Raw genomic sequence first — 17,014 nt, 5'->3', positions numbered from 1 at the left:
TAAAATCCCGTCATTATAGCCAACCTACCTCTATAATGATGGGAGGCAGAATGATGAAAAAAGAACCGGAACGCTATATTTATGATGAACAAGAAAGCCAGGAGACAACAAGGCTCATTTCAGAAGCATATCAAAGCGGTTATGTCGATATGCCTGATCAGGAGTCTTCATCTCCTGCAGAATAAGCTGTCTGTACAGGCAGCTTTTTTTGTATGCCAAAGTGTAAAAAGTGATATTGCAAGCCTTTTATAGTAAAGTAGAAGAAGAAACACTTTATTGAAAGCGGCGACGTTGCTTTGGGAGGTATTCATGTGCGACATGCTTTAATTACTGCCGGTTCGAAGGGTTTAGGCCGCAAAGTGACTGAAACGTTGCTTGCAAAGGGGTATTCAGTAACAGTCAATTACAGACAGGATGAGGAGGCAGTCAGCCGCCTGAAGGAAGCCTGTCCCGATTGTCTTGACCGGCTGCAATTTGTAAAAGGTGATGTCACCAAAAAAGAAGATCTGCTGCGTATTGCAGAGGCTGCCTTAAACCGCTTCGGAAGGATCGACTTTTTGATTAACAACGCGGGACCATACATATTTGAACGTAAAAAGTTAGCCGATTATACTGATGATGAATGGTATGGCATGCTGGAAGGAAATTTAAGCGCCGTCTTTCATTTATTCAAAGCGGTTATTCCTATTATGAGAAAACAGCAATTTGGACGCATCATTACGTACGGATTCCAAGGTGCGGCTCACGCGCCCGGCTGGCTTCACCGATCGGCATTTGGCGCTGCGAAAGTGGGCTTGGCTTCTTTGACGAAGACAATTGCCATTGAAGAAGCCGAATTCGGCATAACCGCCAACATGGTTTGCCCGGGAGACATTGTCGGCGACATGAAAGAAGCATCGATAGAGGAAGCCAGAATGCGAATCGGCAAAGAAAAAACGCCGATAGGAAGATCCGGTACAGGCGAGGATATCGCCCGGATTATCGCTTTCCTGTGTGAGGAGAACTCAGACCTTGTGACAGGGACTGTCATTGAAGCCACCGGAGGCCTCAATGTCATTAACAAGAATCAAACAACATAAGTTTTTCAGCTTTTTAAAAAGGGAAAATAAAAAAACAAAATCATGTGACGAGGTGAAAGAAATGAAAGTGACATATCACGGACATTCTGTAATCACAGTGGAAACGAAGGACCATCATATTATTTTTGATCCGTTTTTAACAGGGAATTCATTAACGGATATAAAGCCGGAGGATGTAAAAGCGGATGTCATCTTACTAACGCACGGCCACAATGACCATGTCGGTGATACTGAACAAATCGCCAAGCAAAATAACGCGCTGGTTATAGCCCCGAACGAGCTCGCTGTGTACTTAGGCTGGAAAGGCTTGAATGTTCATCCAATGCACATCGGCGGCTCCCGCCAGTTCGATTTTGGAAAAGTGAAGCTCACACAGGCCTTTCATGGATCAGCCATCACAGATGAAGAAAACAAAACGATCACTTACACAGGCATGCCTGCCGGTATTTTGCTGACTGTAGAAGATAAAACGATTTTCCACGCGGGCGATACGGCACTTTTCTCTGATATGAAACTCATTGGCGAATTGAATCATATCGACCTTGCTTTCCTTCCGATTGGCGATAACTTTACAATGGGGCCTGAAGACGCCAAGCTTGCTGCTGAATGGCTGCGCGCAAAACAGGTCGTGCCGGTGCATTACAATACATTCCCGGTCATCGAACAAGACCCAGAAGCATTCGCTGACAGCCTGCCGGGCGGAGTCGGCAAAGTCATGTCGGTCGGTGAGACGATCGAGCTTTAAACCGTGAAACCATCTCCTGATGAATCAGGAGGTGGTTTTTATTTTTTCAGTTATCCTGTAATGGTCTTATCAGAGGTTCCTTCCAATTCTTTGCTGCGCTGCTGAAAACGTTTGGTTATCCGGGCGATCAAGTCCTTCGTGGCGCGGTCAAAATGAACTTCTTTTTGATTTGTCAACAGCCCTATGGGCGGGGTGATATCCAGGTTCAGAATTGGAATGACTTTAGTGCCGTTGAACGGTTTAGAATGTGCGGTGCTGGTAAAGATTGAAATTCCGATGTTTTCACGTACGTAATATTCATGTGACATGCTGCTTGTGAGCTCCATTTTTTTGTAGCGATTCCCGAGTTCTCTATGTAAATGCTGTTCAATTTGTAAGCGAATGGGGCAATTGGCGGGCGTAAATATGAAGCGCTCTTCTGCTAAATCAGACAAATGGACAGCCTTCTTCTCAGCGAGCGGATGTTGATCAGATACAATCACATTTAATGTGTCATAAAAAAATGGATGGTAGTAATTTTCAAGAATCAGCTCCGGCTCGCCGCAGACTGCAAAATCAATCGTCCCGTCTAAGAGCTTTTGACTGCAGGTATTGGCGTCATCAACCTTGATATTAACCGTTATCTTTGGGTAATCCATTAAGAAATCCTTTAAAATCTCGGGGAATATCAGACTGGCGGTTGGCTCTGAAACCCCTATGTTGATAATGCCTGCCTCTTCTTCCTTTAAGTCGGAGAGGTTGTGTTTAAGCGCCTCGTATTGCATCAAAAGATCTCCTGTTCGTTCATAAAAAAGCTTCCCTGCTTTTGTCAACTGCAGGCTTTTTCCTCTTTCAAACAGCAGTACGCCTAAATCCTGCTCCAATTGCTTCATACGCATCGATATCGTCGGCTGCGAGTAGTTGAGTATTTCTGCAGCTTTATAGAAGCTTCCAAATTTTACAATCGTATGAAACGTTTTGATTGAGCGTAACTCCAATGTGCTCCCTCCTGTTTTTCATCATTAAAATTACTGAAGTGAAGGTTTACTTTTTTTGATTAGTCAAAGATCAGAGTATGCTTTATAGTATAAACAATAAAAGCTTAGTAAACAAATAGGAATTATATATTTTATGAAGAGGAGTGACAAAAATGAGTGAGGACATTTTTCGACTGGCAACTGTTGAAGATGCATCGGAGCTGTTGAAACTGGTTAACAGCGCATTTCAGCCCATTCGGCAGCTGGATATTGATTGGCCATCCACGAGAGCTGATATCCAAATGGTATCAGAAAATATTGAACATCATTCAGCGATTGTGCTGGAGCGGGATGGGAAGCTGATTTCAACGATTACAATCAGGTTCCCGTGGGAGAGTGAGACGCCTCCTTCAAAATATCCGTTTGTATGGTGGTTTGCGACACTGCCGGAATATAAAGGGCAAGGCGCCGGAAGTAAGCTGCTTACGTATGTTGAAGAAAAAGTGCTTCGAGATATGCTGAAGGCTCCTGCGCTGACACTCGGCACATCGGCGCGCAAGCATCCTTGGCTTGCTGACATGTACAGAAGGAGAGGGTATGAAGTGTATTTTGAGCAGGAAAAAGACGGGGACATAGGTGTGATGATGCACAAGGTTCTGATTCCGGAACGATTTAACCCAACGCTTTTAGGTGCGCCCAGCTGGGCATGATGTGAGGCAGCCTATGAATAAGCGTAAAGGATTGGTTTTGCTGCTGTCAGTGTTTGCATTACTTGGCGGGGGATGTTCGCAAACAAATAACAAAACAGATCGTCAGGCTCAAACGGTCATAGTCGGCACTGGAACAGATTTTCCGAATATTGCGTTTTTAAATGAAAAAGGCGATTTGACCGGGTATGACATTGAAGTGATGAAAGCCATCGATAAGGAGTTGCCTCAATATACATTTGAATTTAAAACGATGGATTTCTCAAATTTGCTGACGAGTCTCGGAAATAAAAAAATTGATGTGATTGCTCACAATATGGCCAAAAATAAAGAACGAGAAAAGCGTTTTTTGTATCATAAAGTCCCATATAACTACTCGCCGATGTACATCACGGTGAAAGAGGATAATCACAAGATTCATACATTAAAAGACTTGCACGGAAAAACAGTCATAGTTGGCGCCACGTCAAATGCGGCAGATTATATTACAAAGTACAACAAAACGCACGGCAGCCCGATTCATTTGAAATATGCGGGACAGGGAAGCAATGACACCGCCAATCAAATTGAAACCGGGCGCGCAGATGCAACGATAGCTACACCGTTTGCCGTCGATTTTCAGAATAAAACGCACGCCTTCCGCCAAAAGACAGTCGGTGACGTGTTATTAGATACCGAGGTGTACTTTATGTTTAATAAAGGCAGCCAAACCTTGGCGGATGACACGGATCAAGCGATTAAAAAGCTGGAGAAAAACGGAACGCTAAAAAAACTAAGCCGAAAATGGCTCGGGGCAGATTATTCAAAATCAAGTTTTGAAAAATAAATGGGGCGATGAGATGAAAACGAAAGCAGCATTCATGGCAATATTATTTTCGCTTATAACAGTTCTGTCAGCTTGCGGTGCAGGCAGTCAAACGACGGGAGCCGGGCAAAAGAAGGTACAGACGATCACGGTCGGAACTGGAACCCAATTTCCGAATATTTGCTTTATCGATGAAAAAGGCGATTTAACCGGTTATGATGTCGAACTGATCAAAGAGCTTGATAAGCGCCTGCCACATTATAAATTCACATTTAAAACGATGGAATTTTCCAACCTGCTTGTCAGCCTCGGACAGCATAAAGTCGATATTGTGGCACATCAAATGGAGAAAAGCAAAGAGCGTGAGAAAAAATTTCTGTTTAACAAGGTTGCTTACAACCATTTTCCTTTAAAAATTACTGTGCTTCAAAATAACGATACGATCCGTGGAATTGAAGACTTAAAAGGAAAACGGGTGATTACGAGTGCAACCTCCAACGGGGCGCTTGTACTGAAAAAATGGAATGAGGAAAATGGACGCCCATTTGAGATTGCCTATGAGGGTCAAGGCGCGAATGAGACTGCGAATCAGCTGAAATCAGGGCGTGCCGACGCCACGATTTCAACGCCTTTTGCAGTAGACTTTCAAAACAAGACGAGTGCCATTAAAGAAAAAACGGTCGGTGACGTGCTTTCGAATGCCAAAGTGTATTTTATGTTTAACAAAAATGAACAAACGTTAAGTGACGATATTGATAAAGCCTTACAGGAAATCATTGATGACGGAACGCTGAAAAGGCTCAGTTTGAAATGGCTTGGTGACGACTATTCCAAAGAGCAGTATTAGGTAAAAAGAGAGGGAGCAGTGATGGAAAAAGCGTTTGATATGAACATGATTGGAGATTTTGTGCCGACGTTAACCGCTTATTTGCCGGTTACATTATACATTTTAACACTGTCCTTGCTTTTCGGTTTTGTATTAGGGCTCTTTCTGGCACTGCCCCGCATCTACAATATTCCAATTGTAAATCAATTGGCAAAAGTGTATATCTCATTTTTCAGGGGAACGCCTATCATGGTGCAGCTTTTCATCGTGTTTTACGGAATCCCGGCGCTTACGGGGCTTATCGGGATTGATACATCAAAAATGGACCCGTTTTATGCTGCTGTCGCAACCTACGCGTTAAGCAATGCAGCGGCAGCCGCAGAAATCATTCGAGCGGGGGTGGGCAGTGTAGATAAAGGCCAAACGGAAGCGGCGTACAGTATTGGCTTAAGCGGTAGTCAGGCCTTCAGGCGAATCGTTCTGCCCCAGGCACTTGTCCAGGCGTTTCCGAATATGGGAAACATGGTGATCAGTTCTTTAAAAGATACATCTCTAGCCTTTTCAATTGGTGTTATGGATATGTCCGGAAGGGGCCAAACATTGATCACCTCAAGCAACCATTCTCTTGAAGTTTACATTGCGCTATCGATTGTTTATTATGCTGTAGCGATTTTATGTGAATGGTTCTTTCGAGTGGCAGAAAAACGAATCAAGAAGAATCAAACAAGGATTGTTACTGTTTTTGACATGAACATACATTGATATATTTCTTCGGATGAGGGGGGAGAAGATTGCAATTTGACTTTCCATTTATCGTTTCCGCCATGAAAGAAATGGTAAAGACCATTCCTCTGACATTGATGATGGCTGTTTTGCCGATTGTGTTTGGATTTCTCGTGGCTCTTGGAAATATAATTGTTAGAATTTTTAGAATTAAGGGCTTGGTGGCTTGCTCAAGGTTTTATGTGTCTTTCTTTCGAAGTACACCTGCAATTCTTCACATTATGTTGATTTATTTAGGGATACCACCTGTTGCAGATCAAGTCAGCAGTTTTTTTCATCTCGGCTGGTCCGCCAATGAGATACCGGTCTCCATGTTTGTCATCATGGCCTTGTCTTTAACTGCCGGAGCTTATCTCACAGAAATCATCCGGTCGGGCATTCTGGCGATGGATACCGGACAGGTCGAAGCGGCTTATTCAATCGGCTTGACATACAGCCAAACCTTTCGGCGTGTAATATTGCCGCAGGCGCTGATGGTTTCCATCCCAAACTTCACAAATTTGGGTATCGGCTTTTTGCATACCACCTCTATCGCGGCTATAGTGGCTGTCCCAGAGATTACAGGGACGGCGACTATCGTTGCTTCTGATAATTATGCATTTTTAGAAGCGTTTATCGGAGCAGCGATTATCTATTGGGTGCTGACTCTAATCCTAGAATCCGTAAATGGAGTATTAGAGAGAAAGGCAGCCAGATTTCAAGGAGGCACTTTATGATTGAGATTAAAAATATCCATAAACAGTTTGGCATCCACCATGTATTAAAAGGGATAAATCTCACGGTACGCAAGGGAGAAGTTGTGACGATTATCGGGCCGAGCGGATCAGGGAAAACCACCTTTTTACGGTGCCTGAATTTATTAGAACGTCCAGACGAAGGGATCATTTCTATACATGACAAAGTGATTAATTGCAGCTTTCCGTCCAAAAAAGAGGTTCACTGGCTCAGAAAACAGACGGCAATGGTATTTCAGCAATACCACCTGTTTGCTCACAAAACGGTGATTGAAAATGTCATGGAGGGCTTGACGATTGCCCGGAAAATGAGAAAACAAGACGCGTATGCCGTAGCAGAAAATGAACTGAGAAAGGTCGGGCTTCAAGATAAATTGAACGCTTATCCGAGTCAGTTATCGGGAGGACAAAAGCAGAGGGTAGGGATAGCAAGGGCGCTTGCCATTCATCCTGATGTGCTGCTGTTCGATGAGCCGACGGCAGCGCTTGATCCGGAGCTGGTCGGTGAAGTGCTTGAGGTAATGCTGGAAATCGTGAAAACCGGAGCCACCATGATTGTTGTTACACATGAAATGGAGTTTGCAAGAAGGGTCTCTGATCAAGTTGTTTTTATGGATGAAGGAGTCATTGTTGAACAAGGAACCCCGAAGGAAGTCTTCCGCCATACCAAAAAAGACAGAACGAGGCAGTTTCTCCGCCGTGTTTCGCCGGAATATTTATTTGAACCAAAAGAACACATAAAGGAGCCGGTGATATGATCCGCTTAAGTATTTTAGACCAAAGCTTGATTGGTGAAGGGGAGACAGCAGCTGATACATTACAGCATACAGTGAAATTGGCACAAATGGCTGAAGAATGTGGATATCACCGATTTTGGGTGGCCGAACATCACAACAATGATGAGATTGCAGGGTCTGCACCCGAGGTTCTTTTAGGCTATCTTGCTGCAAGCACAAGAAAAATTCGTTTAGCATCAGGCGGAGTGATGCTGCAGCATTACAGCTCTTATAAAGTAGCGGAGCAATTCCATCTTCTATCAGCGTTAGCTCCCGGCCGTATAGATCTTGGAGTGGGCAAAGCGCCCGGCGGGTTTCAGCTGTCCACAGACGCGCTGCAGGCCGAATATAAAAAACCGGTGCGTCAGTTTGATGAAAAACTGGAGGAGCTTACTCATTTCGTTCGGGATGATTTTCCTGATACCCACCGTTATGCCGCATTGCGTCCTAGGCCGCAGGTTGATCGGAAGCCGGGTATTTTTCTATTGGGAGGAAGCACAGAGAGTGCCATTTCTGCTGCAAAACTGGGAATCTCTTTTGTCTTTGCTTACTTTATTAACGGTGAAGAGGAAGTGCTGAAGGAAGCCCGCCGAGCATTTGACGCGCATCTCCCCCCAGGATCTGAGGCTGAATTTCATCTTGCTCCCGCTGTTTTTGCGGCACATACAAAAGAAGAAGCGGAAAAACATATTGTGTCGCGTGAATCGATAAAAGTGGTTTTGAAAGACGGGCGTAAGGTCAACGTCGGTTCCCGCGAACAGGCTGAGGCCTATCTGGAAAACGTCACAGAGCCATATGACATCATCGTGCAAAAAACCGGGATTATTGCCGGAACAAAGGAAGAAGTGGCAGAAGAATTAACACGTTTATCAGGCACATACAAAATCAATGATTTTGTTATTTTTACACCTATCAAAAATGCTGTAGAAAAACAGCTGTCTTATCAGCTGCTGAGCGATGCAGTTTTAGCTGCAAAACGTTAAGGAGGGACAGAAGAATGAGTGATGTTTTGAACATTGTGGTTTGGAGTAAAAAAGGCTGTTCGTATTGTGAGGAAGTCAAGAATTATTTGAATGAAAAAGGGTTCCCGTTCCAAAATATCGATGTTTCAGAGAAAGAGGAACTTCGGGATATTTTACAGGTGAAATATGGGGTGCGCCATGTGCCTGTGGTCGAAATCGGGCGCGGCAATCAGTATCAAGGGATAACTGAAATCGGCATTGAACACCTTGATCTTGCACTTGCTAATCATGCACAGATAAAGGAGGCAAAAAGATGACACGTTCAGATTTTATTCAGTTTGGAGCCATGATTCACGGTGTCGGGGGAACAACTGACGGCTGGCGTCATCCCGATGTTGATCCCTCGGCCAGCACGAATATTGAATTTTACATGAAAAAGGCGCAAACAGCCGAAAAAGGCTTGTTTAGTTTTATTTTCATTGCAGACGGCTTATTTATTTTTGAAAAATCGATTCCTCATTTTTTAAACCGTTTTGAACCGATCACCATTTTATCTGCGCTGGCATCGGTTACCAAAAATATTGGTTTAGTAGGGACGTTCTCTACATCTTTTACTGAGCCATTCACTATCTCCAGACAATTGATGTCGCTGGACCATATCAGCGGGGGCAGGGCCGGCTGGAATCTGGTTACTTCGCCGCAGGAAGGAGCGGCGCGCAACCATAGTAAGTCTAATTTGCCAGAACACACTGAACGTTACGAGATCGCACAAGAGCATTTGGATGTTGTGCGCGGGCTGTGGAATTCCTGGGAGCATGACGCATTTATACACAATAAGAAAACAGGGCAGTTTTTCGATCAGGCGAAGCTTCATCGCCTGAATCATAAAGGAAAGTATTTTCAAGTAGAGGGGCCCTTGAATATCGGGCGCTCTAAGCAGGGAGAGCCTGTAGTGTTTCAAGCGGGTTCATCAGAAACAGGCCGGCAGTTTGCTGCTAAAAATGCGGATGCGATTTTTACCCATTCCAATTCATTAGAAGAGACAAAAGCGTTTTATGCGGATGTGAAAAGCCGAGCTGCTGATGAAGGGCGTGATCCTTCAAGTGTGCGGATTTTTCCAGGGATCAGCCCGATTGTGGCAGATACGGAAGAAGAGGCGGAAAAGAAGTATCGTGAATTTGCAGAATTGATACCGATTGAAAATGCTGTTACTTATTTGGCCCGTTTTTTTGATGATTATGATCTGAGTGTTTACCCGTTGGATGAGCCATTTCCCGATATTGGCGATGTGGGAAAGAATGCGTTTCAAAGCACAACAGACCGGATTAAGAGAGAAGCAAAAGCCAGAAATCTGACATTGCGGGAGGTAGCACAGGAAATGGCTTTTCCACGGACTCTATTCATCGGAACACCAGAGCGTGTCGCATCCTTAATTGAAACTTGGTTCAACGCTGAGGCGGCGGATGGGTTTATCGTTGGGTCGGATATACCGGGAACACTTGATGCTTTTGTAGAAAAGGTGATTCCGATTCTTCAAGAAAGAGGGCTTTATCGTCAAGATTATCGCGGCGGGACATTGCGGGAAAATCTCGGTCTTGGCATTCCGCAGCATCAATCCGTTTTACATTCATCACATCATTAGGTTTCGTCTGATCGAATGCGGAAGCTGAGAGAGGAGGCTGACTTTTTTGACGATCATTGCCGGTACGGTTGTGAAAGGAAAACAATTAGGCAGAAAGCTTGGATTCCCCACGGCAAATGTAGATGCAAAAATACATGGGCTGCGTAATGGAGTTTATGGGGTTCTGGCGACAGTCAATCATCAATTTCATTTAGGGGTTATGAATATCGGTGTGAAACCGACGGTGGACTCTAACCTTGAAAAGACATTGGAGATTTTTTTGTTTGACTTTCATAGAGACATTTATGGAGAAAAAATCGAATGCAGCATTCTCTTTAAAATTAGAGAAGAAAGAAGGTTTGATTCTTTGGAGTCTTTAACAAAGCAAATTAAAAAGGATATTTCGTGCGTTGCAAAACGCTTTGAGCTGATTGGGATTATGGCACCAAACAAAAAAGAAAGCCTTCTTTCCCATCAGGAGTTAAATCTTCCGGATCTCTGCTTTTACAAGAAATGTAACAACCTATATGGCGTCAACCGAGGCGTATACAATGTCATTGATAACTGGTTTTTTGAGTACGGAATTACACAAGTAGCTTACAGGCGCATTTATATTTTATCTTTTTTAAGCTTTTTGAAAGAGGATAATCCGAAAGTTTCCAGCAAGTATATAAGATTTGGGGCGAGCGGTCTTGCTGATAAATTGAACCGATTTATTTCATCTTATGTTGAAGAGTCTGAAGAAAATATATTGGGATAGGGAAAGGAGCGGAACATATGTCTTTGGATTATTGGAGAAATATAGAAGGCTCCTATCCATATCAGACTACAGGAAATGACATCCTGAAGTTGAAAGGGGAGTATAATCCCGTAAATCTCTCAACGCTAGAAAAGCAGCTCATCGGCATTCGCCGGCACCTGCACCAATATCCTGAACTGTCAAAAGAAGAATTTGAAACAACTGCTTTTATAAAAAAATGCCTTAAAGAAAAGGGGATACAGATTCGCCCTACTGCTCTAAAAACGGGTGTGTTCGCAGACATAGCAGGGGAGTCAGAAGGTCCGGCGATTGCTTTGAGGGCTGATATTGACGCCTTGCCAATTGAAGAAAAAACAGGATTGCCTTATGCGTCTAAACATAAAGGGATCATGCATGCGTGCGGTCATGATTTTCATACGGCAGCGCTTCTTGGTGCGGCCTTTTTATTGAAGGAAAATCAAGACAGTCTGAAAGGAAAGGTTCGTTTATTATTTCAGCCGGCAGAGGAAGCGGGTGCAGGCGCTGCAAAAGTGATAGAGGACGGCCAACTGGATGGCATTGATGCGGTTATTGGACTTCACAATAAACCGGATATCGCGGTTGGGACTGTAGGGTTAAAAACAGGCCCGCTTATGGCTGCTGTTGACCGATTTAAAGTAGAGATAGAAGGGAAAGGAGCTCATGCAGCATTGCCGCATAATGGTTTTGATCCAATTGTCGGCGCCTCTCAGCTTATCGTCGCCCTGCAAACGATTGTAAGCAGAAATGTAAACCCGCTGCAAAGCGCGATTTTAACCGTAGGGAAAATCAACGGCGGCAGCACTTGGAATGTCATTCCGGATACAGTTGTCATTGAGGGCACTGTTCGTACATTTGATTCAGAGGTTCGTAATCAAGTGAAACAGCGTTTTTTGGCAGTCACAGAACAGATTTCTGCCGCTTTCTCGTTAAAGGCAAATGTGAAGTGGCATTCCGGACCGCCGCCGCTTTGTAATGATGAGGCAATTACGGGGCTGGTGCGAGACGCTGCGCATAAAGCGAAACTTCAAGTCATTGATCCCGCCCCATCAACCGCGGGGGAAGATTTTGCTTATTATCTTGAGCATATTCCGGGATCCTTTGCGTTTTTTGGAACAGACGGTGATCATGATTGGCACCACCCTGCATTTACAATTGATGAAACTGCCATTATCAAAGCCTCTTATTTTTTATATGAAAGCGCCAAGAGATTGTTAGATTTGAATGAAGAGTCAAAAATATCTGATTGATATAGATGGGGTGTTCTGATGAAGAAATTAATCGTTTTTGCATTTATTGGTTTATTGTCGCAGTTAATAGACGGTTCGTTAGGTATGGCTTATGGGGTTACCTCAACTTCTTTGTTATTGGCGTTTGGCATCACACCTGCTGTGGCTTCGGCTTCTGTCCATTTAGCGGAAGTCGTAACGACTGCCGCATCGGGAGTGTCGCATATTAAATTTGGCAATGTTGACAAACAAACCGTTTATCAGCTTGTCATTCCCGGCTCTATAGGCGCTTTTTTAGGCGCGGCATTCCTCAGCCAATTACCTGGAGATGTGGCGAAACCCTATATTTCTTTGTTTTTGCTCCTTCTGGGCGGATATGTATTGATCAGGTTTTTATTTCAATATAAGCCGGCTCTTGAGAAGAAGCATGTGCCGTTAAACCGAAAACAATCCATCCCATTGGGAGTGATCGCTGGTTTTGCAGATGCCACAGGCGGAGGCGGCTGGGGACCGGTGACCACTCCGATTTTATTATCCCGCAAAGGCTTGAGCCCGAGGAAAGTTGTCGGGACTGTAGACACAAGTGAATTTGCCATCGCCGTATCTGCAACCGCCGGTTTTCTTATTTCATTAGGATGGGAGGACGTCAATTGGTTATGGGTGTTTTCACTAATGGCCGGCGGAATTATCGCTGCCCCTATCGCAGCATGGCTGGTGCAGAAGTTTCATCCGCAATTGATGGGTGTGCTTGTAGGAGGATTTATTATTCTGGTAAATGCCAGAACATTAATAAATGAATGGATCGCAAATACAGCTGTTCATCCATTGATCTATACGGCCATAGGGGCGATATGGCTATCCGCAGTTTTATTTGTTTTATCTAAAATAGGGAATCGAAATATTGTTAAGACAGCGGTTGATGTCCATTTAAAAGAAAAATAAAGGGTTTTTCCGCTTTACGATGTAAAAGGAGCCACGGGGTCCTTGCGCTTGACTGGAACGAAATCAACGCTGTAAGAAGCCGGTCGGGCTTCTTTTTTATTTTCCAGCCTCATTGCGTATAAATCCTTTGAAACCTTATAATAAAAACAAGAAGACTGTCCTTAGAGGTGAAAGGCTTGGCAACGAAGCATGAACAAATTTTAACGTATATCGATTCACTGCCTGTCGGTGAAAAAATTTCTGTCCGAAGAATTGCAAAGGAAATGAAAGTAAGCGAAGGAACCGCGTACAGAGCGATCAAGGAAGCAGAGAATAAAGGGTTTGTCAGCACAATTGAACGTGTGGGCACAATCAGAATTGAACAAAAGAAAAAAGAGAACATTGAAAAGCTTACCTATGCAGAGGTTGTAAATGTTATAGACGGACAAGTGCTCGGAGGCAGGGCAGGGCTCCATAAGACATTGAATAAATTCGTCATCGGCGCGATGGAGCTTGACGCGATGATGCGTTACACCGCAGCGGGGAATCTTTTGATTGTCGGAAACAGAATCAATGCACACAGGCAGGCGCTTGAAGCGGGCGCGGCCGTATTGGTGACCGGGGGCTTTAACACGGATGACAGCATTGTGCAGCTGGCAGATGAGCTTGAACTGCCGATTTTATCCACGAGCTATGACACCTTTACAGTTGCCGCGATGATTAACCGGGCAATATATGACCAGCTGATCAAAAAAGAAATTGTTTTGGTGGAGGACATCCTAACACCTGCTGACCGCACGGTATATCTTTCGCCTAAGGATAAACTTGAAAAATGGTATGAGAAAAATTTTGAAACGGGGCACGGCCGCTTCCCGGTTGTCGACGATCAAATGAAAATCCATGGCATTCTGACATCAAAAGATATTGCTGGCCATGACCGAAATGCATCTATAGAAAAAGTCATGACCAAAAATCCCGTCACGGTTATTGGGAAAACATCTGTCGCTTCAGCTGCGCAAATGATGGTATGGGAAGGGATCGAAGTGCTTCCCGTCACTGATGGCCACCAAAAACTCATCGGCATGATCAGCCGCCAAGACGTATTGAAAGCTCTTCAAATGATTCAAAAGCAGCCGCAGGTCGGGGAGAAGCTTGATGATATCGTTTCAAGGGGGTTTAAAGATGAGGGTGATGATAAAGAAGATCAAACGGTTTACGAGTATGAAGTCACGCCGCAAATGACAAATCAGCTTGGAACCATTTCTTATGGCGTATTTACGACCATTTTGACGCAAGCGGCAAACCGATTTTTGCGCTCGAAAAAACGCGGCGAACTCGTCATAGAGAGCATCACCATCTTCTTTTTGAAGCCTGTGCAGATGGAATCAGTCATCGAAGTCAAACCTCGCATCTTGGAGGCTGGCAGAAAGTTCGGGAAAATGGAAGTGGAAGTGCACAGCCAAGGTCATATCGTGTCTAAAGCGATGCTGATGGTTCAGCTGATGGAAAGAAGCTAAGGGACGTTCAGGCGCCCCTTACGCGTGATCTCTTTCAGCTTCTTTGGCGTGAAGGGGATTGTAATGCCTGAAGGCTTTATAACCTGCCCAAGCGCTTCCTGCTCCTATGACGATAAAGATACCGCCGATTACTAACGTTAATACTGAATGGAATAATATCATTTGGTTAAGCCCGTAGAACAGGACTAGTGACCCTAAGGCCATGCTTGATTTTGCTGAACATATTTCTTTTGCTAAAGATGGCTTTGCCCGTACGCCTTTTACTTTATAGTACACATAAAAGCAGGCTGAAAGCCCAATCAAAAAAACAAGAACCAGCATAAATGAAATCCTCCATCGTAAAAGTTTACAAACCCATTTTATACAAAAACGGGCTTGGTTTTGACGTTATTTTTCTTTTCCGTCGGCAGAGAATGTGATTTAATGAATAAAAACAATAAAGGAGTATCAAATGAAAACAGAATTGATCAGAACCATATCATTATATGACACGATTATCTTACATAGACATGTGCGTCCTGATCCGGATGCCTACGGATCACAGTGCGGGCTTACGGAAATCTTGCGTGAAACATATCCTGAAAAAAATATTTTTGCGGTCGGCACGCCTGAACCGTCCCTCTCTTTCTTATATTCCCTCGATGAGGTGGACAATGAAACATATGAAGGCGCACTTGTCATTGTCTGCGATACGGCAAATCAGGAAAGAATCGACGATCAGCGTTATCCTTCAGGCGCCAAACTAATGAAAATCGACCACCATCCGAACGAAGATCCATACGGTGACCTTCTCTGGGTCGATACAAGCGCCAGCTCAGTAAGTGAAATGATTTACGAGCTGTATTTAGAAGGAAAAGAGCACGGCTGGAAGCTGAATACGAAAGCGGCAGAGCTGATCTACGCCGGCATTGTTGGAGATACCGGACGCTTTTTATTTCCGAATACCACGGAAAAAACATTAAAATATGCAGGCGAGCTCATTCAGTATCCATTCTCTTCCTCAGAGTTATTTAATCAATTGTATGAAACAAAACTGAATGTGGTGAAGCTTAACGGCTTTATCTTTCAAAATGTGTCTTTGTCCGAAAACGGGGCTGCTTCTGTTTTCATCAAAAAGGATACGCTTGAAAAATTCGGCACAACGGCTTCTGAAGCGTCGCAGCTTGTCGGGACGCTTGGCAATATCTCAGGTATTCGCGCCTGGGTGTTTTTCGTAGAAGAAGACGATCAAATCAGAGTCAGATTCCGTTCGAAGGGGCCTGTCATTAACGGACTTGCCCGGAAATATAACGGCGGAGGGCATCCGTTAGCTTCAGGCGCCTCTATTTACAGCTGGGATGAAGCTGATCGGATTTTAGCTGATCTGGAAACATTATGTAAAGAACACGAGTAGAGGGGAGACCCTCTCTCTTAGTGTTCATCTGTGACGGGGATGAACCAGCAGCCGAAATCAGTAAGGTCCTCGTAGACTTGGAGATTGTGTGATTGAAGTTCTTTTTTGATGAGGGAAGCGAGTGAGTTTGTTTCGGCATATGCAGAAAAACCTTGTCTGAGACGGGCTGCTTGATCTTTTGCTAACTGACGGTCACTGTAAACCTCCATTTCCCTTCCTCCTTCCTTTCGCCATTAAGCCTCACATATAGTTTATAAAAAAGAATGGGAAAAAGCGACAGAAGTTTGGAGAATTTGAAAAAAATCCATAATTATGTGGCGAAAGATATTTCAAGTTCCACTGTCAGCCTCGTATAAATAATCAATTCTCTGACGGTTGCCTCGTATTTTTTTTCATTGATCATATAGACTTTATTTTCAATTGTCCGCTTCAAGAGATCCTTTGTTTGATAGACGCTCTCTATGTCTTTTGTAATCACCTCTGAAATATCATCCTTTACATGCTCCTCGAATTTCGTTTTATCCGGCTGTGATATTTTATATTTATCCCCATTCAGCAATTTGACGCTGACGCTTTGAATCAGCAGTTTTCTTTTATTATCTTCATTCAGTTTATGGAGATCTTCCTGATAGATCGAAATTTGATTGTTCAAGTCTTTTACATGCTCTTTTTGCTTTTCGATGAGGCTGACCTGCTCCTCTTGGAATGTTCCGTAAGTAAACAGGAAAAAGAACCAGCTAATTACGGCTCCGCACATCATTCCCGCGAAAAAACGCTGCCATCCCGGTTTTTTGTAATGCTGGGGGACCCTCATGAAGAAAGATGCTCCTGGGTCAGCCATGATATAATAAGCCAGCCGCTTTGCGCGCCTCCCATGGCCGAAATAATTAAAAGAAGCTGTTTAAAAATATCTCTCGTATTGCCTTCGAGTATGCCGCGTTCAAAGCTGTATACCGCATCAAAGGTGCCTCCGATAGCTGCGACAAGCGCCCATATTTTTAACCGGTTGGCAAGCTTTGTAATGGCTGTAAGCGGGGGTTCGCCTGCCAAGTATGCTCCGAGCCCCCCAATGAGTGCGCCCCCGATCAGCACCCCTAACGCAATGAAGTAGCTATTGATAAAATTCACCATAAATCCTGCTTCCTGATCCATCTTTATCACCTCACCTTTTATATCATATTG

22 protein-coding genes are annotated in these 17,014 nt (G+C 44.0%); 17 read left to right on the top strand and 5 right to left on the bottom strand.

The features are described 5' to 3' along the window. Nucleotides 1-53 precede the first annotated feature (53 nt). The 3 genes from NST79_RS15245 (at nt 54) to NST79_RS15235 (ending at nt 1,824) form a co-directional block, all read left to right on the top strand. Nucleotides 54-185: a hypothetical protein gene (locus tag NST79_RS15245; RefSeq protein ID WP_009967976.1), complete on the top strand. Its 132-nt coding sequence runs from the start codon at nt 54-56 to the stop codon at nt 183-185. Nucleotides 186-311: 126 nt separating this feature from the next. Next, the gene (locus NST79_RS15240; protein WP_004398521.1) at nt 312-1,079 is read left to right on the top strand and encodes an SDR family oxidoreductase; all 768 of its coding nucleotides are present in this window, start codon (nt 312-314) and stop codon (nt 1,077-1,079) included. A 61-nt stretch (nt 1,080-1,140) separates the two neighbouring features. Next, the gene (locus NST79_RS15235; RefSeq protein WP_003245964.1) at nt 1,141-1,824 is read left to right on the top strand and encodes a metal-dependent hydrolase; all 684 of its coding nucleotides are present in this window, start codon (nt 1,141-1,143) and stop codon (nt 1,822-1,824) included. 50 nt (nt 1,825-1,874) lie between these two features. Here NST79_RS15235 and ytlI read toward each other — a convergent pair whose 3' ends face one another. Further along, the gene (gene ytlI / locus NST79_RS15230; RefSeq protein WP_004398915.1) at nt 1,875-2,801 is read right to left on the bottom strand and encodes a LysR family transcriptional regulator YtlI; all 927 of its coding nucleotides are present in this window, start codon (nt 2,799-2,801) and stop codon (nt 1,875-1,877) included. 152 nt (nt 2,802-2,953) lie between these two features. Here ytlI and snaA point away from each other — a divergent pair, with 152 nt between their 5' ends. The 13 genes from snaA (at nt 2,954) to NST79_RS15165 (ending at nt 14,439) form a co-directional block, all read left to right on the top strand. Next, nucleotides 2,954-3,490, top strand: a complete 537-nt coding sequence (snaA, locus tag NST79_RS15225; RefSeq protein ID WP_015251464.1) for an N-acetyltransferase SnaA — start codon at nt 2,954-2,956, stop codon at nt 3,488-3,490. 13 nt (nt 3,491-3,503) lie between these two features. Further along, complete coding sequence (tcyJ, locus tag NST79_RS15220) at nt 3,504-4,313, top strand: sulfur-containing amino acid ABC transporter substrate-binding protein TcyJ (RefSeq protein WP_015251465.1); 810 nt, start codon at nt 3,504-3,506, stop codon at nt 4,311-4,313. Nucleotides 4,314-4,326: 13 nt separating this feature from the next. Further along, nucleotides 4,327-5,139, top strand: a complete 813-nt coding sequence (gene tcyK / locus NST79_RS15215) for a sulfur-containing amino acid ABC transporter substrate-binding protein TcyK (RefSeq protein ID WP_015251466.1) — start codon at nt 4,327-4,329, stop codon at nt 5,137-5,139. A gap of 21 nt (nt 5,140-5,160) precedes the next feature. Then, a complete protein-coding gene (gene tcyL, locus NST79_RS15210; protein ID WP_015251467.1) occupies nt 5,161-5,880 on the top strand; it encodes a sulfur-containing amino acid ABC transporter permease TcyL in 720 nt (239 codons plus the stop codon). 29 nt (nt 5,881-5,909) lie between these two features. Beyond that, nucleotides 5,910-6,617: a sulfur-containing amino acid ABC transporter permease TcyM gene (gene tcyM, locus NST79_RS15205; RefSeq protein ID WP_019712895.1), complete on the top strand. Its 708-nt coding sequence runs from the start codon at nt 5,910-5,912 to the stop codon at nt 6,615-6,617. Further along, nucleotides 6,614-7,393, top strand: coding sequence for a sulfur-containing amino-acid ABC transporter ATP-binding protein TcyN (gene tcyN / locus NST79_RS15200; protein ID WP_015251469.1), 780 nt, complete (start codon nt 6,614-6,616; stop codon nt 7,391-7,393). The genes tcyM and tcyN overlap by 4 nt, the downstream gene beginning before the upstream one ends. Next, the gene (locus NST79_RS15195; protein ID WP_004398798.1) at nt 7,390-8,394 is read left to right on the top strand and encodes an LLM class flavin-dependent oxidoreductase; all 1,005 of its coding nucleotides are present in this window, start codon (nt 7,390-7,392) and stop codon (nt 8,392-8,394) included. The genes tcyN and NST79_RS15195 overlap by 4 nt, the downstream gene beginning before the upstream one ends. Before the next feature lie 14 nt (nt 8,395-8,408). After that, the gene (locus tag NST79_RS15190; RefSeq protein WP_134156562.1) at nt 8,409-8,690 is read left to right on the top strand and encodes a glutaredoxin family protein; all 282 of its coding nucleotides are present in this window, start codon (nt 8,409-8,411) and stop codon (nt 8,688-8,690) included. Further along, entirely contained in the window at nt 8,687-10,015 is a 1,329-nt protein-coding gene (locus tag NST79_RS15185; protein WP_212059327.1) for an LLM class flavin-dependent oxidoreductase, read from the top strand. Before NST79_RS15190 ends, NST79_RS15185 begins: the two co-directional genes overlap by 4 nt. Before the next feature lie 46 nt (nt 10,016-10,061). Beyond that, nucleotides 10,062-10,754 (top strand): riboflavin kinase, encoded by a 693-nt coding sequence (gene ribR / locus NST79_RS15180; RefSeq protein ID WP_212059325.1) that lies wholly within the window; start codon nt 10,062-10,064, stop codon nt 10,752-10,754. A gap of 17 nt (nt 10,755-10,771) precedes the next feature. Beyond that, entirely contained in the window at nt 10,772-12,022 is a 1,251-nt protein-coding gene (gene sndA, locus NST79_RS15175; protein WP_069322813.1) for an S-alkyl-N-acetyl-metabolite deacetylase SndA, read from the top strand. Nucleotides 12,023-12,040: 18 nt separating this feature from the next. Next, complete coding sequence (locus tag NST79_RS15170; RefSeq protein WP_003246070.1) at nt 12,041-12,943, top strand: sulfite exporter TauE/SafE family protein; 903 nt, start codon at nt 12,041-12,043, stop codon at nt 12,941-12,943. A 176-nt stretch (nt 12,944-13,119) separates the two neighbouring features. Continuing rightward, nucleotides 13,120-14,439, top strand: coding sequence for a CBS domain-containing protein (locus NST79_RS15165; RefSeq protein ID WP_004398641.1), 1,320 nt, complete (start codon nt 13,120-13,122; stop codon nt 14,437-14,439). 18 nt (nt 14,440-14,457) lie between these two features. Here the strand turns inward: NST79_RS15165 and NST79_RS15160 are convergent, their stop codons facing one another. Next, nucleotides 14,458-14,760, bottom strand: a complete 303-nt coding sequence (locus tag NST79_RS15160; RefSeq protein ID WP_003229401.1) for a YtpI family protein — start codon at nt 14,758-14,760, stop codon at nt 14,458-14,460. Nucleotides 14,761-14,890: 130 nt separating this feature from the next. On the opposite strand from NST79_RS15160, the gene nrnA reads away from it, so the two are divergent. After that, entirely contained in the window at nt 14,891-15,832 is a 942-nt protein-coding gene (nrnA, locus tag NST79_RS15155) for a bifunctional oligoribonuclease/PAP phosphatase NrnA (RefSeq protein ID WP_004398971.1), read from the top strand. Nucleotides 15,833-15,849: 17 nt separating this feature from the next. Here nrnA and NST79_RS15150 read toward each other — a convergent pair whose 3' ends face one another. The 3 genes from NST79_RS15150 to ytrH all read right to left on the bottom strand — a co-directional run bounded on the left by NST79_RS15150 (nt 15,850) and on the right by ytrH (nt 16,984). Next, nucleotides 15,850-16,041 carry a hypothetical protein gene (locus tag NST79_RS15150; RefSeq protein WP_003229407.1) on the bottom strand — a complete coding sequence of 64 codons (192 nt, stop codon included), beginning with the start codon at nt 16,039-16,041 and terminating at the stop codon, nt 15,850-15,852. Between the two features lie 101 nt (nt 16,042-16,142). Then, a complete protein-coding gene (gene ytrI / locus NST79_RS15145; RefSeq protein WP_003229408.1) occupies nt 16,143-16,646 on the bottom strand; it encodes a sporulation membrane protein YtrI in 504 nt (167 codons plus the stop codon). Continuing rightward, complete coding sequence (gene ytrH / locus NST79_RS15140) at nt 16,643-16,984, bottom strand: sporulation membrane protein YtrH (protein WP_003229410.1); 342 nt, start codon at nt 16,982-16,984, stop codon at nt 16,643-16,645. The genes ytrI and ytrH overlap by 4 nt, the downstream gene beginning before the upstream one ends. Nucleotides 16,985-17,014: the final 30 nt, after the last annotated feature.

This window comes from Bacillus sp. PS196 (genome assembly GCF_037963555.1).
Taxonomy (GTDB): Bacteria; Bacillota; Bacilli; order Bacillales; family Bacillaceae; genus Bacillus; species Bacillus subtilis.
Note: the sequence above shows the minus strand (reverse complement) of the source record. Positions and strands in the feature narration are given on the sequence as shown.

Bases quoted from the DNA above. Each gene is read 5' to 3' on its own strand.
- tcyN (WP_015251469.1), top strand. From the start codon at position 6,614: ATGATTGAGATTAAAAATATCCATAAACAGTTTGGCATCCACCATGTA.
- NST79_RS15170 (WP_003246070.1), top strand. From the start codon at position 12,041: ATGAAGAAATTAATCGTTTTTGCATTTATTGGTTTATTGTCGCAGTTA.
- tcyK (WP_015251466.1), top strand. From the start codon at position 4,327: ATGAAAACGAAAGCAGCATTCATGGCAATATTATTTTCGCTTATAACA.
- sndA (WP_069322813.1), top strand. From the start codon at position 10,772: ATGTCTTTGGATTATTGGAGAAATATAGAAGGCTCCTATCCATATCAG.
- NST79_RS15185 (WP_212059327.1), top strand. From the start codon at position 8,687: ATGACACGTTCAGATTTTATTCAGTTTGGAGCCATGATTCACGGTGTC.
- NST79_RS15190 (WP_134156562.1), top strand. From the start codon at position 8,409: ATGAGTGATGTTTTGAACATTGTGGTTTGGAGTAAAAAAGGCTGTTCG.
- ytrH (WP_003229410.1), bottom strand. From the start codon at position 16,984: ATGGATCAGGAAGCAGGATTTATGGTGAATTTTATCAATAGCTACTTC.
- NST79_RS15160 (WP_003229401.1), bottom strand. From the start codon at position 14,760: ATGCTGGTTCTTGTTTTTTTGATTGGGCTTTCAGCCTGCTTTTATGTG.
- tcyL (WP_015251467.1), top strand. From the start codon at position 5,161: ATGGAAAAAGCGTTTGATATGAACATGATTGGAGATTTTGTGCCGACG.
- NST79_RS15245 (WP_009967976.1), top strand. From the start codon at position 54: ATGAAAAAAGAACCGGAACGCTATATTTATGATGAACAAGAAAGCCAG.
- ytrI (WP_003229408.1), bottom strand. From the start codon at position 16,646: ATGAGGGTCCCCCAGCATTACAAAAAACCGGGATGGCAGCGTTTTTTC.
- snaA (WP_015251464.1), top strand. From the start codon at position 2,954: ATGAGTGAGGACATTTTTCGACTGGCAACTGTTGAAGATGCATCGGAG.
- nrnA (WP_004398971.1), top strand. From the start codon at position 14,891: ATGAAAACAGAATTGATCAGAACCATATCATTATATGACACGATTATC.
- NST79_RS15150 (WP_003229407.1), bottom strand. From the start codon at position 16,041: ATGGAGGTTTACAGTGACCGTCAGTTAGCAAAAGATCAAGCAGCCCGT.
- NST79_RS15195 (WP_004398798.1), top strand. From the start codon at position 7,390: ATGATCCGCTTAAGTATTTTAGACCAAAGCTTGATTGGTGAAGGGGAG.
- tcyJ (WP_015251465.1), top strand. From the start codon at position 3,504: ATGAATAAGCGTAAAGGATTGGTTTTGCTGCTGTCAGTGTTTGCATTA.
- NST79_RS15235 (WP_003245964.1), top strand. From the start codon at position 1,141: ATGAAAGTGACATATCACGGACATTCTGTAATCACAGTGGAAACGAAG.